This is a genomic window from Streptomyces odontomachicola, assembly GCF_039605595.1.
Taxonomy (GTDB): Bacteria; Actinomycetota; Actinomycetes; order Streptomycetales; family Streptomycetaceae; genus Streptomyces.
In genome coordinates, this window is the sequence record NZ_JBCFOK010000009.1 from 178,091 (window position 1) to 191,896 (window position 13,806).

General features: G+C 71.5%; 13 protein-coding genes. 3 read left to right on the forward strand and 10 right to left on the reverse strand.

Features of this window, described 5'->3' with window-relative positions; translation table 11 throughout:
- Positions 1-138 precede the first annotated feature (138 nt).
- From ABEE00_RS18570 to ABEE00_RS18590, 5 genes are all read right to left on the reverse strand, one after another.
- Positions 139-813 (reverse strand): nitroreductase, encoded by a 675-nt coding sequence (locus ABEE00_RS18570; protein ID WP_345746766.1) that lies wholly within the window; start codon positions 811-813, stop codon positions 139-141.
- Positions 814-907: 94 nt separating this feature from the next.
- Positions 908-1,642, reverse strand: coding sequence for a dienelactone hydrolase family protein (locus ABEE00_RS18575; protein ID WP_345746645.1), 735 nt, complete (start codon positions 1,640-1,642; stop codon positions 908-910).
- Positions 1,643-1,773: 131 nt separating this feature from the next.
- The gene (locus tag ABEE00_RS18580) at positions 1,774-2,883 is read right to left on the reverse strand and encodes a restriction endonuclease (protein ID WP_345746646.1); all 1,110 of its coding nucleotides are present in this window, start codon (positions 2,881-2,883) and stop codon (positions 1,774-1,776) included.
- 184 nt (positions 2,884-3,067) lie between these two features.
- Positions 3,068-3,463, reverse strand: coding sequence for a GNAT family N-acetyltransferase (locus tag ABEE00_RS18585; protein ID WP_345746767.1), 396 nt, complete (start codon positions 3,461-3,463; stop codon positions 3,068-3,070).
- A 175-nt stretch (positions 3,464-3,638) separates the two neighbouring features.
- Positions 3,639-4,088, reverse strand: coding sequence for a MarR family winged helix-turn-helix transcriptional regulator (locus ABEE00_RS18590; RefSeq protein WP_345746647.1), 450 nt, complete (start codon positions 4,086-4,088; stop codon positions 3,639-3,641).
- Between the two features lie 556 nt (positions 4,089-4,644).
- Here ABEE00_RS18590 and ABEE00_RS18595 point away from each other — a divergent pair.
- Positions 4,645-6,078, forward strand: coding sequence for a globin domain-containing protein (locus ABEE00_RS18595; protein WP_345746648.1), 1,434 nt, complete (start codon positions 4,645-4,647; stop codon positions 6,076-6,078).
- A 181-nt stretch (positions 6,079-6,259) separates the two neighbouring features.
- The gene (locus tag ABEE00_RS18600; protein WP_345746768.1) at positions 6,260-7,231 is read left to right on the forward strand and encodes a pyridoxamine 5'-phosphate oxidase family protein; all 972 of its coding nucleotides are present in this window, start codon (positions 6,260-6,262) and stop codon (positions 7,229-7,231) included.
- Between the two features lie 49 nt (positions 7,232-7,280).
- Here the strand turns inward: ABEE00_RS18600 and ABEE00_RS18605 are convergent, their stop codons facing one another.
- The 3 genes from ABEE00_RS18605 to thiC form a co-directional block, all read right to left on the reverse strand.
- The gene (locus tag ABEE00_RS18605; protein ID WP_345746649.1) at positions 7,281-7,811 is read right to left on the reverse strand and encodes an NUDIX hydrolase; all 531 of its coding nucleotides are present in this window, start codon (positions 7,809-7,811) and stop codon (positions 7,281-7,283) included.
- Between the two features lie 164 nt (positions 7,812-7,975).
- Entirely contained in the window at positions 7,976-8,929 is a 954-nt protein-coding gene (locus ABEE00_RS18610) for a LysR family transcriptional regulator (RefSeq protein ID WP_345746650.1), read from the reverse strand.
- Between the two features lie 290 nt (positions 8,930-9,219).
- Complete coding sequence (gene thiC, locus ABEE00_RS18615; RefSeq protein ID WP_345746651.1) at positions 9,220-11,040, reverse strand: phosphomethylpyrimidine synthase ThiC; 1,821 nt, start codon at positions 11,038-11,040, stop codon at positions 9,220-9,222.
- A 169-nt stretch (positions 11,041-11,209) separates the two neighbouring features.
- Between thiC and ABEE00_RS18620 the strand changes: the two genes are divergently transcribed.
- Positions 11,210-13,054 (forward strand): YibE/F family protein, encoded by a 1,845-nt coding sequence (locus tag ABEE00_RS18620; RefSeq protein ID WP_451918615.1) that lies wholly within the window; start codon positions 11,210-11,212, stop codon positions 13,052-13,054.
- Here ABEE00_RS18620 and ABEE00_RS18625 read toward each other — a convergent pair.
- Positions 13,014-13,238, reverse strand: coding sequence for a DUF5326 family protein (locus tag ABEE00_RS18625; RefSeq protein ID WP_345746652.1), 225 nt, complete (start codon positions 13,236-13,238; stop codon positions 13,014-13,016). The two genes, ABEE00_RS18620 and ABEE00_RS18625, sit on opposite strands and share 41 nt — an antisense overlap.
- A 182-nt stretch (positions 13,239-13,420) precedes the next feature.
- A complete protein-coding gene (locus ABEE00_RS18630; protein ID WP_345746653.1) occupies positions 13,421-13,738 on the reverse strand; it encodes a cupin domain-containing protein in 318 nt (105 codons plus the stop codon).
- Between the last annotated feature and the right edge of the window lie 68 nt (positions 13,739-13,806).

Consider the following 13,806-nt stretch of genomic DNA (forward strand, 5'->3'; position numbering starts at 1 on the left):
CACTCACCTGCTCTTCCACTAGTGCCCCACACGGAGACGAACTCCCCGCACGGGGCGAACTCCCCCGTACGAGCCCGGTATTCCGCTTGCGCGGCGCGCGCTCGGTGGGGGATCCGCGGGGTTGCACGGCCCGCTCGGTCAGGAGTCGGTGCCGCCGAGGAAGGTCACGGTCTCGGCGAGGGGCGCGCGGGTTGTGCGAGCGGGTCTTGCCGAGGGGTCCTCGAAGCCCATCGACAGGCCGCCGAACAGGATCAGCCCCTCCGGCGGCGACACGACGTCGGCGACGGTCCGGTGGTACACCGACCAGGCCATCTGCGGGCAACTGTGCAGGCCCTCGTACCGGAGCAGCAACATCACGGTCTGCAGATACATTCCGAGGTCGACCCACTGCGCTGAGCCCAGGCCGCGGTCGATGTAGGCGAGCAGCAGGGCGGGGGCGCCGAAGCACTGCCAGTTCGCGGCGACGGCCTCCGCGCGTTTCCCGGCGTCCTCGCGGCGGATCCCGAGTGCGTCGAACCGCTGCGCAGCGGTGGCGGAACGCCGTTCGCGGTACGGGGAGGCCAGGTCCGGCGGATACATCCGGTACTCCCGTTCGTCACCGGGGTCTTCGGCCTCCGCGCGCTCGGCGACGCGCTTCTTGAGCCCCGCCAGGGGCGCGTCGGACAGCACGTAGATGCTCCACGGCTGGATGTTCGCGCCAGACGGCGCCCTGGCGGCGGTGGTCAGAACGCGTTCGAGCGTCGGTCGCGGGACCGGCTCGTCCGTGAAATCGCGTACCGCCCGTCGGGTCGTCACGGCCTGATAGACGTCCACCGGCATGCTCTCCCTCCGCTCCTGGGGCCTCCACCGTGACGACGGCCTGCGTACGGGAAACGTGACAGGAGGCGCGGAAGGCGGGCTCGACCCCTCAGTCGGTGGCAGCCGTCATCGGTACGCACTCCTCGAGCAGGGCCAGGATGTCGTGCCAGGCGCGGTGGGCGTGTTGTGGATGGTGGGCCACTCCGGGGAGGGTCTCGCCGCCCACCTGGGGGTGGTGGAAGGCGTGTTGGGCGCCGCCGTACACGACCAGGCGCCAGTCGACGCCTGCTTCCTGCATCTCGGCCGTGAAGGCCGCGCGGTGGCTCTCGTCCATGATCGGGTCCTCGGAGCCGACTCCGGCCCACACGGGGCAGCGGATGTGCGCGGCCTCGCCCGGGCGGCCCGTGATGAGCCCGTTGACCGTGGCGATCGCGCGCAGGTCGGCGCCGTCGCGCCCGAGTTCCAGGGCGATCGCGCCGCCGGTGCCGTAGCCGATGGCGGCGATGCGGGCGGGGTCGGTACGCGGTTCGGCGCGCAGCACGTCGAGTGCCGCGTGGCCGATGTCCCGCTGCCGGTCGGGGTCGGCGAGCAGCGGGTTCACGTACGCCAGCATCTCCTGGGGGTCGGTGAACCACCGCCCGCCGTTGATGTCGAAGGCCAGGGCCACGTACCCCAGCTCGGCGAGCGCGTCGGCGCGGCGGCGCTGGAAGTCGTTCAGGCCGGGCCCCTCGGGCCCGATCAGGACCGCCGGGCGGCGGTCGGAACCGGCGGGCAGCGCGAGGTGGCTGACCATCGTCAGGCCGTCGGCCGGGTACGTGACGGTGCGCGTGGTGACAGGCGTCATGGGGCTGGACGTTAGCGGCGTAAGGGCCCGGCGGGTACGGGACTTCACCGCTGGCGGAAAGCCTCCTCCGGTGGCGAACAGCCCTTGTGCGTACGGAAGTTGGCGGGTCGGAGGGTGGGGGCCTCGGGGGTTCAGGCGAGGGCCTGGAGGCGGGCGCCGTTGTTCCAGGATTCCAGGAGGCCGCGGTGCACGGCGGTGATGTCGTGGTGCGAGGCGAGCAGCAGCGCGTCGCGGTTGAACGGCGCCGTGGACACGAGCAGCGCCGCGTCGGTGCGCTGCTCCATGCGGGCCGCGTCGTGGAAGGTCTGTACGTCGCTGCTGGTGATGGTCGCGGCGGGTGCCCGGTGTTTGCAGTGGACGACGAGGCGGCGGCCGTCGGCGGTGAAGCCGAGCACGGCACCGCCGGAGACGGTGACGCCCGTACAGCCGTCGCGGCGGCAGAGCCAGGCGATGTGCTCGGCGAACTGCCGCCCGTCCATGGCGTCGAGGGACGCGAGCGAGCCCGCGGCCTCGCGCTCCCACAGCACGCGGTTGAGCCGGGTGATCTCCTCGTGGTGGTCGGTGACGCGGAGGTGGAGCTCGGTGTCGCGGCGCACGGCCTCGTTCAGCAGCGGCAGCACGGCGGTGCCGAGGACCTCGCGGACGGTGGCCTCGGCGATCTCGCGTACCCGCGCCGCGTCGAGCTCCGTGGCCGCCGCCGTGCGGTCGAGGTGGTCGGCGACGGTGCGCTGGATCTCCTGCGAGAGCCAGGCGAGGAGGTCGTGCGCGACGGTGCCTGTGGACGGCGCCGCGGGGGCGTCGGCGGAGTTATCCACAGGGCTGTGGGGAGCGGCGGGGCCCTCTTCCGTACGGCTGCGAGCCTCGGTGTCGAGGAGGTGGGACCGCACCTGACGTGCGACGACGCTGTCGCGGAGCAGCAGCGCGACGTTGAGGACGGTGCGGCGGGTGAAGACGGCCACGTGGCGGCCTGCGTGCTTGTCGAGGGAACTAAGTTCCTTGAAAGCCCTTAGTTCGTCGGCACTCAGGAGCCGGTAGCCGTTGGATTCGACCTCGGAGCGGTGGTCCTTGACGAGCGACTTGATCGCCTCGATGTCGACCTCGAAATACGTCGCGACCATCCGCGTCGTGACATGCACACCGTCCGGCAGCAGCGTCAGCGCCTTGACCTTGTCGAGCACGTCGTGGCGCTCGGCCATGGTGGAGCGGAGGCTGCGGGACTCCAGGAGCACGGTCTCGTTCATGGGTGTTCTCCCTCAAATGTCCGCCGGCGCCCGCGAGTTGGGGCAGCCGTCAAACAGGAGAACGATTCCGGCGCGGGCGAAGGCACGAACAGGTGAAGTGCGGCGAACCGCCGCGCGCCCCCGTGACAGAAGCGGCCGATGTGTCAGGTCCGAGGTGCCGGAGCCGATGTCCGGAACGGGTGTGTCAGAGCAGCATCTTGAAGCCCAGGTGGCTGGCCTCGAAGCCCAGGCGCTCGTAGAAGCGGTGGGCGTCGACGCGGGTGGCGTCGGAGGTCAGCTGGAGGACGGTGCAGCCCAGGCGGCGCGACTCGGTGACGGCCCACTCGATGAGCTGGGTGCCCAGCCCCGTACCGCGCGCGTCGGCGTGGATGCGCACCGCCTCGATGAGGCCGCGGGACGCGCCGCGGCGCGAGAGGCCGGGGATCACGGTGAGCTGGAGCGTGCCGATCACCGCGCCCTCGCGCTCGGCGACGACGAGGTGCTGGTTGGGGTCGGCGGCGATGCGGTCGTACGCGGGCCGGTACGCCTCGGGGCTGTCCGGCGCCTCGCGGCCGGCGCCGAGGTGGTCGTCGGCCAGCATGCCGACGATGGCGGGCAGGTCGCCGGGGGCCGCGGGGCGCACCGTGAGCGGCGCTTCCGCCGCGTCCGGCGCAGGCTGCGGTGCGGACTGCCGTGCGGGCTGGGAGGAGGACGCTGTGCTCATGATCGGCAGCCTACGCCCCGGACCGCCGGGTGTGGCGGGCCCGGGGCGACTGTCATGCGGCCGGTTCGATGGCGCGTACGGCGGCGACCAACGGGGCGAGTTCCGCGCGCTGTTCGGCGGCGTCGAGCGCCTCGCGGAGCGCCTTGTCGTGCGTCGGGCGCGCGGTGTCCAGCAGGGTGCGCCCGGCGGCGGTGACGTCGGTGTAGATGCCGCGGCGGTCGTCGGGGCACAGGTAGCGCGTGAGCAGTCCGCGCTCCTCCAGGCGGTTGACCAGGCGGGTGGTGGCGCTCTGGCTGAGGACGACGGCGTCGGCGAGCTGGTTCATGCGGAAGTGGCCGCCGGTGTCGTCGTGTTGTTCGCTGAGCACGTCGAGCACGGAGAACTCGCGCACGCTGATGCCGTGTTGGGCCTGGAGGGCGCGTTCGATGTGGGCCTCGATGCGTCCGTGCAGGGCCGAGAGCGCGCACCAGCCCTGGGCGAGTGCGGGGTCCGGTCGGGTCATGGCCTCCTCCTCGATGCCGTCGGTGACCAGGGTAGAGCAGTGCTGAAATATCCCGCCTCTGCACGTATTGCGCGTGTGCAACTATTGTCGGGCTTGTTGGATGCATGTGCAAGTACCCAGGTGGGAGGGCTGTTCTCCCCTCGGGGCGGGGTCCTGGCGAGGATGGGCCAGTGGTCAGTGCAGTGGCCAGTGGCCAGTGGTCGAGTGGCCACTCGCCCTGGTCGCTCGGGAGCGGTGTCTCCGCGGCATTCCTGGATAGCGGGCGCCGGGAATTGTGCGCAGGGGAATTCGGGTGCCAGCGGACTTGTCTGTAACGGGCGGTAATTTCCCGCTCGCTGAACCTTCAGTGGCCAGAATCACTGAATTCCACGGAACCACGGACGGGGCTTGTGCAGTGGTGCCATAACGGTATGGTCGAGCGCGCATCGCAGCGTGCGGTATGGGATTCCGCGGCCGATGCCATCAGGGGGTCTGAATAACCGACACGTTCCGATAGCGGAACTGCGCAGAGTGTTCGTGCGCTGAGCTTCCGTGAGAGTTTGAGGCGAGGCAGACCATGACCACCATGTCGTCCGGCAACGGGGGATCCGCGGGCAGCGGCAGCAGCGGAAGCGACGGCGACTGGGGCTGGTTCACCCCGGGGGCAGGGGGCGGATCAGGAGAGGAAGCCGGGGACGAGAGCGTTCCCGCGCAGCGTGTGCCCCCTGAGGGGATACCGGGCGCGGCACGGCCCACCCTCCCCGTAGGGGAAGGGGGTCAGGAAGCGGCGTACGAACACCCCGAGCCCCTGTCAGGGACCACCCCGTCAGGGCAAACCCCGTCAGGGTCCCCCGGAGGCAGCGCCCCCGCGTCGCCCGACGCCGTCCTCATCCGCCGCACCATGGAGGAGATCGAGCCGCAGGCCGACGCGGCCACCGCGTACTTCTACGCGCTGCTCTTCGTCCAGTACCCGCAGCTCCGCGAGCTGTTCCCGGCCTCCATGGGCGAGCAGCGCGACCGGCTGTTCCGCGCGCTGCTCACCGCCGTGAGCCTGGCCGACGACATGGACCGGCTCACCGAGTACCTGTCGGCGCTGGGCCGCGGGCACCGCAAGTACGGCACGCTGCCCGAGCACTATCCGGCCGTCGGCGAGTGCCTGCTCGCCGCGCTGGCGCAGTACGCCAAGCGCACCTGGAGCCCGGAGACCGAGGCCGCCTGGGTACGCGCGTACACGCTGATCTCCCAGGTGATGATCGACGCGGCGGCCGCCGACGCGCGCAGGGCCCCTGCCTGGTGGAACGCCGAGGTGGTCGCGCACCAGCAGCGCACCCCCGACATCGCGGTGCTCACCGTGCGGCCCGACGCCCCCTATCCGTTCCTCGCCGGGCAGTACGCGGGCATCGAGACGCCCTGGTGGCCGCGGGTGTGGCGGCACTACTCCTTCGCCGGGGCACCGCGCTCCGACGGGCTGCTCACCTTCCACGTCAAGGCCGTTCCGGCCGGCTGGGTCTCCACCGCGCTGGTGCACCGCGCGCGGCCCGGCGACGTGCTGCGGCTCGGGCCGCCGGCGGGCTCGATGACCGTCGACCACGGCGCGGGCGGCAACGGGCTGCTGTGCGTGGGCGGCGGCACCGGCATCGCGCCGATCAAGGCACTGATCGAGGACGTCGCCGAGCACGGCGGGGGACGGCCCGTCGAGGTGCTCTACGGGGCGCGGCACGACCACGACCTCTACGACCTGCGGACCATGCTGGACTTGGAGCAGCGGCACGGCTGGCTGAAACTGCACCCCGTGGTCTCCTACGGGCCAGGCCCCTCCGGGGTACGCGTGCTGGAGGGCGAACTCCCGGACGCGGTACGGATGCTGGGCCCCTGGGAGTCCTTCGACGGGTACCTCTCGGGCCCGCCGGGGCTGCTCCGCAGCGGCAGGAACGCACTGGTGGGGTCGGGGATTCCGGAGGACAGAATCCGGCACGACGCGCTGGAGGAACTCGCCGGGCCCGGCGCCTGAGACCGAGGACGACCCGACCCGTACGGGGAGGGGGCGACCCGTACGGGGGCGGGCGCCGGCGTCCCGTAAGGGCGGGCATCGGGCCCGCACGCCGAGCGCGGGCATCGCGTACGACACCCACCGACACCTACCGACCGGGACCTAGGAAGCAGGAGAGAGCGGCGTGGCTGATGTGGACGGAATGCCGCCCGAGGGGTGGCGGCCCGGCAGTGCGGGGGAGCACGAACTCCAGCGGACTTTGGGAACGGAGGGGCGTGCCGACCGCTTCTACGACGAACAGGTGCTGAACCATCTCAACGCGCGGATGCGGGAGTTCGTCGCGCGGCAGGAGATGTTCTTCCTCGCGACGTCGGACGGCAAGGGGGAGTGCGACAGCAGCTTCCGTGCCGGGCCCGCGGGGTTTATCCGCGTGCTGGACGAGCGGACCCTGGTGTATCCCGAGTACCGGGGCAACGGGGTGCACGCCAGCCTCGGCAACATCCAGGAGAACCCTCATCTGGGAATGCTGCTCGTGGACTTCACGGGCGCGCGCATCGGACTGCACATCAACGGCAGTGCCGAACTGGTGGAGGACGCCGAACTGCGGGCCGAGCACGACGACCTGCCGCACGACCCGGTGCCGGGGCGGCGGGCGCAGCTCTGGGTGCGGGTGACCGTGGAGGAGGCGTACATCCACTGCGCCAAGCACATACCGCACCTCCAGAAGGCGCCGAAGCGCACGGCGCGTGACTGGGGGACGGACGACTACAAGCGCAAGGGCGGCGACTTCTTCGGTGCCGCCAGGGCGCGCAAGGAGCAGCGGGCGCAGGAGGAGCAGGAGCCCGTTCCTGCCGAGCCCGTTCCTGCAGAGCCCGCACCCGTAGGGGGACTGCCGGGGCAGTGGTCGGGGCCGCCGTCAGGGGCGCCCGTTCCGGAGCGCGAGCCGGAGGCCGCGCCGCACGCCGCGCCGGAGCCCGAGCCGACTCCCGTACCGGAGCCCGCTCCCGTACCCGAGCCTGCCCCCGTACCCGCTCCGGTGCCCGCGCTCGCGCAGCGCGGGGCCCTGCCGGACGATCCCGCCGCCTGGCGGCAGCGGGCCGAGCAGGCGCTCGCCGAGGCGCAGCGGCGGGGTTCGGCGGGCGAACAGACCGCGTTCCAGGGCTGGTTCGGCTGACGGGCCTGGCTGCCGAGGGCCCCTGGGGGACTCAGGTCCCCCAGGGCCCTTAGGTGAGGTCGGGGGCGAGCAGGGTGAGGACACCCTCGATGTTGGCCCGCAGGTAGTCCCGCAGGGTGGGCGGTACGAGGTCGACCGAGTCGATCCCTTCGCGCGTGAAGGGGATCCGCACGATCTCGTACTCGCCCTCGGGCTCCTCCACCTCGGGCCCGTGTCTGCGCGAGGGGTCCATGGAGGCGAGCCGGCACACGAAGAAGTGCTGCACCTTCGCGCCGTGCCGCGGGTCGTTGGGGAAGCGGGAGTTGTGCACGGTGTCGACGAACGCGGGGACCACGTCGGTGACCTTGGCGCCCAGCTCCTCGTCCATCTCGCGGTGCAGCGCGTCCACGACGGTCTCGTCCACGCCCGGCTCGAAGCCGCCGCCCGGGGTGATCCAGTAGGGGTCGTGTCCGGGCTTGGTGCGCTTGATGAGCAGCATCTCGGGCGGATGCGGTGCGTGCGGGCCGATCGGCGCTCCGTCCAGGAGGATGCCGCGAGCGGTGCGCTTGACCACCGTGACCTGGGGACTTACTGGGGTCATGGAGGAGGTTTCGCCCGTGGAGGTGCGGGTCAAACCCCTGCGGGGCGAAGCGACTCGCGCACCGCCCGCCCTACCTCCCCTGCCTGGGGGCTCCCCCGTACCGCACGGCCTTCCCCGCGCGCCCCTCACACCCGCCCCGGACCTCCCCCGACCGGTGTCCGGGCTCACCACTCCGCCGCGGCGCGCAGCAGCCACTCGTGGGCGCGGGCGATGTGCGGATGGGAGAGGGTGCCGGTGCGCACGGAGAGGAAGTAGGTGCGCAGGGGCGGTACGGACGGCTCGTACAGAGGCACCGCGCGCCCCTCGTGCAGCGCTCCGGCGGCGAGATAGCGCGGTACCACTCCCATGCCCGCCCCCGCGGTGATGCACTCCAGCACGGCGCGCAGGTCGGGCGCGATGACCGCGCCCGCGTGGGTGGGGGAGCTGTCGAAGACGGCGTTCCAGTAGCGCGTGGCCAGCGGCATCGTCTCGTGCACGGAGACCACGGGGATGCGCTGGAGCAGCCCCGCGACATGGCGGCGGGCCCCGCCGGACGGTGGGGCGGCATCGCCTTCGCCCTCGCCCCTCTCCGTACGCAGGGGCACGGGGCCGCCGAGGCGTTCGAGCCAGCGGGGGGCCGCGAGCAGTACGTGCTCCTCGTCGCAGAGCGGGGTGGTGGTGAGCAGGTCGCCGCGCGGGCGGTGGGTGCTCAGGGCGATGTCGTAGTGCCCGGCGAGCAGACCGGCGAGGCTCTCCTCGGCGGCGCCGAAGGCGACGCGGAACTGCATGCCGTGCTCGACCAGCGGCGCCAGCGCGGGCAGGGCGCGCTGGGAGAGGAACTCGGGCGGCCCGGTCAGATGCACCGTACGGGCGGCCGAGTCCTCCTCGTCCGGTGAGGTCTCGACGATCTCCACCAGGGCGTCCAGGTGCGGCGCGACCTTGTGCGCGAGCTCCTGGCCGACCGTGGTGGGGGTGACGCCGCGCGGCCTGCGCAGGAAGAGCGGGCGGCCCAACTGGTCCTCCAGCGCCCGGATCTGGCCGGTGACGGCGGGCTGGGAGAGGCCCAGCAGCGCGGCGGCGCGGGTGAAGGAGCCGGCCCGGTGCACGGCGAGGAACGTGCGGAGCAAGGCCAGGTCCATGCTGCCTCCGACGCGTGGCGTGCTGCCTCCGGCGGCCTGTCACCGACCGGGCTGCAACGATAAATATCCCGATAGGTACACGTCGATACAGTGATTGGACACTGACGCAGGGTCAACTAGCCTTGTCTGCGCGGTTCTTCATGCGGAGCGTGAGGTGAGGGGCCGAGGGTGGTTCGGGGCCCGAGGGGGGAGCTTCGAAGGCCCGTGTTCACACGGGGACGACGGAGGCCCGGCGCCGCGACGGGGGGTCGTGACGACGGGCCTCCGGTGTGGCCGGGGTCAGTGCGAGGTCAGTCGGCCATCGGCAGATAGACCTTGTTGCCCGCCGCCGCGAACTCCTTCGACTTGGCGAGCATGCCCTCCCTGATCTCGTCCTCGCTCAGGGTGCCGTCCTGGTCGGAGCCGAACTGCTCGGTGATGCTGTGACTGATCTTCATCGAGCAGAACTTGGGCCCGCACATGGAGCAGAAGTGCGCCGTCTTGGCGGGCTCGGCGGGCAGCGTCTCGTCGTGGTACGCGCGCGCCGTGTCCGGGTCGAGTGCCAGGTTGAACTGGTCCTCCCAGCGGAACTCGAACCGCGCGTCGGACAGCGCGTCGTCCCAGTCCTGCGCCCCCGGGTGCCCCTTGGCCAGGTCGGCCGCGTGCGCCGCGATCTTGTACGTGATGACGCCGGTCTTCACATCGTCGCGGTCGGGAAGACCCAGGTGCTCCTTCGGCGTGACGTAGCAGAGCATCGCGGTGCCCCACCAGCCGATCATCGCGGCGCCGATCCCCGAGGTGATGTGGTCGTACGCCGGGGCGATGTCGGTGGTGAGCGGGCCCAGCGTGTAGAAGGGCGCCTCCTCGCAGACCTCCTGCTGGCGGTCCACGTTCTCCTTGATCTTGTGCATGGGTACGTGGCCCGGGCCCTCGATCATGGTCTGCACGTCGTGGGCCTTGGCGATCCTGTTGAGCTCGCCGAGGGTGTCGAGCTCCGCCATCTGCGCCTCGTCGTTCGCGTCCGCGATCGAACCGGGGCGCAGCCCGTCACCGAGCGAGAAGGTGACGTCGTACGTCCGCAGGATCTCGCACAGCTCGGAGAAGTGCGTGTAGAGGAAGCTCTCCTGGTGGTGCGCGAGGCACCAGGCCGCCATGATCGAACCGCCGCGGGAGACGATGCCCGTCTTGCGGCGCGCGGTGAGCGGCACATAGCGCAGCAGCACGCCGGCGTGCACGGTCATGTAGTCCACGCCCTGCTCGCACTGCTCGATGACGGTGTCCTTGTACACCTCCCAACTCAGCTTCTCCGCCTGCCCGTCCACCTTCTCCAGCGCCTGGTAGAGGGGAACGGTGCCGATGGGGACGGGGGAGTTGCGCAGCACCCATTCGCGGGTGGTGTGGATGTTGCGTCCCGTGGAGAGGTCCATGACCGTGTCGGTGCCCCAGCGGGTCGCCCAGGTCATCTTCTCCACCTCCTCCTCGATGGAGGAGGTGACGGCCGAGTTGCCGATGTTGGCGTTGACCTTCACCAGGAAGTTCTTGCCGATGATCATCGGCTCGATCTCCGGGTGGTTCACGTTCGCCGGCAGGACGGCGCGGCCCGCGGCGATCTCGTCGCGCACGAACTCAGGCGAGCACCGCTCGCGCACCGCCACGTACTCCATCTCCGGTGTGACCAGCCCGCGCTTGGCGTACGCGAGTTGGGAGACGGACAGCCGCTGCCCGTCGTCGCCGATGCGGCCGCGGCGCGGCTGCCGCGGGCGTCCGGGGAACACCGCGTCCAGGTTCTTCAGGCCGCCGCGGGGGCTGGTGTGCTTGAGCCCGTCGTCCTCGGGGCGCAGCTCACGGCCCGCGTACTCCTCGGTGTCGCCTCGTTCGATGATCCAGTTCTGCCGCAGCGGGGTGAGCCCGCGGCGGACGTCGGTTTCGATGTTGGGGTCGGTGTACGGACCGGACGTGTCATAGAGCGTCACGTCCTTCCCGTTGGTGAGGTGCACCTGGCGGACCGGCACCCGGATGTCCGGGCGCGAACCGCTCACATAGCCCTTGTGCCAGCCGATTTGGCGGGTGTTCTCGCCGTTTGTGCCCTCATCGGAGGCATGCTGGGGCGTGCGTGCATCCTGCGTGGTCATGTGACCCACTCCCTACGCCGGCATTACCCGGTAACAGGTTCTGCGGTCGACGCAGCCTTCTCCGCGGCCTTCTTGGCCCTTCTGCGGAGGTCAGCGCCCTCTCAGCCCCGTGCTCGGAGCTCCCGCGATGTGCAAAGACGTCTGCAACGCTAGCGGCACACGGGGTGCGATGAACAGGGGGCCCCGGCGTTCTTGCGATGATCTGGCGGTGACCCCGACACCAGAGCCCCCCGCCCACGGCCGGGAGCCCGGCCCCGCCCCGGGAGCGCCCCGCGGCGGAAGGACCCCACCCCACGGAGGCCACACCCAACCGCCCGGAGGCCAGGGGCCAGGACACCCCGCGCAGGCCGGAGCACCAGGCCAGGGCCACGGCCCCGCGTACGGAGGAGCCCCCGGCCCCCCGCAACCCCCGGGCCACGGCCACCCGCAGGGCCCCGCACCCAGCGGAGCCCACGCGCAGGGCAGCCACGGCGGCCACCCCCACGGAGCCCCCGCGCAACAGCCCGCCGCCCACGCACAGGGCAGTCACGCGCACGGCGGCCACGCGCAGAGCCACCCCCACGCACACGGCGCCCCGCAAGGCCACGCGCACGGCAGCGCACACGACACCCCCGCCCCCGCCCCGGGCGGCTCACACGGCCACACCCACTCCCACTCCCACGGCCCCCCGACCCCCGTCTCCCGCCATCTGCGGAAGGTCATCGCCGCGGTGCTCATCCCCTTCGCCGTGGCGGTGCTCGCGGGGCTGGTGGCGCTGTGGCCCGGTGGCACCCCGGCGGGGCATCAGCAGCACACCGGCGTGGGCTTCGACCGGCCCACCTTCCCCGCGCAGGTCACCGAGCTGGAGAAGGTCGACTGCTCCGACGTGAACGCCCAGCAGCCGCCGAGCCAGCCGGGCGCGGGCGGCCCGTCGGGGCAGCCGGGACAGCAGCCGGGGTCAGGGAAGGGCGACGCCTCCTGCCAGAAGGCCCATGTGAAGGTGACCGGCGGGAAGGACACGGGGCACACCTTCACCGAGGTCGTCACGCCCGACGCCACCCGCACCTACACGGAGGGGCAGAAGGTGGTGGCCGCCTACGCGGAGAAGGCGCCCCGCCAACTCCAATACAGCGTGGTGGATGTGGACCGCGACGTGCCGCTGCTGCTGCTCGCGGGGATCTTCGCGCTCGCCGTGGTGGTGGTCGGCCGGATGCGCGGGGTGCTCGCGCTGGCCGGCCTGGTGCTGAGCTTCGCGGTGCTGACTCTCTTCATCCTGCCCGCGATCCTCCAGGGCTCCAATCCGTTGCTGGTGGCGGTCATCGGGGGCAGCGCCATCATGCTGGCGACGCTCTATCTGTGCCACGGCCTGTCGGCCCGCACCTCCGTCGCGGTGCTCGGCACCCTGACCTCACTGCTGCTGATCGGGCTGCTGGGCTCCCTCTTCATCGACTGGACGCAGCTCACCGGCAACACCGACGATCAGACGGGACTGGTGCACAGCCTCTACCCCGGCATCGAGGTGCGCGGGCTGCTGCTGGCCGGGGTGCTGATCGGGTCGCTGGGCGTGCTGGACGATGTGACCGTCACCCAGACCGCCGCGGTCTGGGAGCTCAAGGAGGCCGATCCCGGGGCGAGTTGGCGGAAGGTCTACGGCGCGGCGATGCGGATCGGGCGGGACCACATCGCCTCCGTGGTGAACACCCTGGTGCTGGCCTACGCGGGCGCGGCGCTCCCGCTGATGCTGCTCTTCACCATCGCGCGCAGCAGCGTCTCCATGGTCGCCACCAGCGAGGTGGTGGCCGAGGAGATCGTGCGTACCCTCGTCGGCTCCATCGGGCTCGTGGCCTCGGTGCCGGTGACGACGCTGCTGGCGGCCCTGGTGGTCTCGGCGGACCGGCGGTCCCCCGCTGCGGCAGGCGGGGAGCCCGGCGGAGATCCCGGCGGGGTGCCTGGCGGCGAGCCCGGAGCGGAGGCCGCCGCCGGGCCCGCGCCGGTCACCAGTCGCCGTGGCGGGAGGAGGAGGAAGAAGAAGTGAACTTCTTCACCACGAAGACGAGTCCGCCGACGAGGGCGACGAACAACAGCACCTTCACCAGCAGCCCCACGAGGAAGCCGACGAGGCTGCCGATCAGGCCGCCGAAGACCACCAGCGCGATCACGGGTATCGCGATCCACTTCACCCACCAGGGCAGTCCGGCGAGAAAACCCTTGCTGTCCATGTGCGTTGCCCCTCTTCCCAGTTGATGTTGCCGGTAGCCGTCCGGCGGTCGGGCGTGCTGTCCGCCGTCGCTGCCCTATGACCTCAAGGCTAGGCAACCGGGGAGCCCGCCGGGAGGGTGTCCAGCCCCCGTTGAACCCTGATCTGTCCCCTAGGGGATCCGGGGCCCCGGGCCCCTCCGTCTCAGCCCTCGGGGGGAGAGAAGACCACCATGACCCGCAGGTCCTCGGAGATGTGGTGGAACCTGTGCGGCGTACGGGCCGGCACGTACACCACGCTGCCCCGGGCGACGCTGGTCGTCTCCTCGCCGACGGTGATCCAGCCGCGGCCGCTCATGACGAGGTAGATCTCGTCCTGCGCGTGCGGCTTCTGCGGGTCGGTGCTGCCCGCGTCGAGCGCATAGAGCCCGGCCGACATGTTGCGCTCCCGCACGAACTGCAGATAGGCGCCGTCGTTGGCCGAACGCTGCGCCTCCAGATCCTCCAGCCTGAACGCCTTCACGAGTCAGGTCCCCACCCTCTCACCGCCGGATTCCGCGCCCCGGCGTGCGTGCTCCCGGTTCGCGGTGA

Bases quoted from the DNA above. Each gene is read 5' to 3' on its own strand.
- ABEE00_RS18575 (WP_345746645.1), bottom strand. From the start codon at position 1,642: ATGACGCCTGTCACCACGCGCACCGTCACGTACCCGGCCGACGGCCTG.
- ABEE00_RS18580 (WP_345746646.1), bottom strand. From the start codon at position 2,883: ATGAACGAGACCGTGCTCCTGGAGTCCCGCAGCCTCCGCTCCACCATG.
- ABEE00_RS18585 (WP_345746767.1), bottom strand. From the start codon at position 3,463: ATGCTGGCCGACGACCACCTCGGCGCCGGCCGCGAGGCGCCGGACAGC.
- ABEE00_RS18590 (WP_345746647.1), bottom strand. From the start codon at position 4,088: ATGACCCGACCGGACCCCGCACTCGCCCAGGGCTGGTGCGCGCTCTCG.
- ABEE00_RS18595 (WP_345746648.1), top strand. From the start codon at position 4,645: ATGACCACCATGTCGTCCGGCAACGGGGGATCCGCGGGCAGCGGCAGC.
- ABEE00_RS18600 (WP_345746768.1), top strand. From the start codon at position 6,260: ATGCCGCCCGAGGGGTGGCGGCCCGGCAGTGCGGGGGAGCACGAACTC.
- ABEE00_RS18605 (WP_345746649.1), bottom strand. From the start codon at position 7,811: ATGACCCCAGTAAGTCCCCAGGTCACGGTGGTCAAGCGCACCGCTCGC.
- ABEE00_RS18610 (WP_345746650.1), bottom strand. From the start codon at position 8,929: ATGGACCTGGCCTTGCTCCGCACGTTCCTCGCCGTGCACCGGGCCGGC.
- thiC (WP_345746651.1), bottom strand. From the start codon at position 11,040: ATGACCACGCAGGATGCACGCACGCCCCAGCATGCCTCCGATGAGGGC.
- ABEE00_RS18620 (WP_451918615.1), top strand. From the start codon at position 11,210: ATGAACAGGGGGCCCCGGCGTTCTTGCGATGATCTGGCGGTGACCCCG.
- ABEE00_RS18625 (WP_345746652.1), bottom strand. From the start codon at position 13,238: ATGGACAGCAAGGGTTTTCTCGCCGGACTGCCCTGGTGGGTGAAGTGG.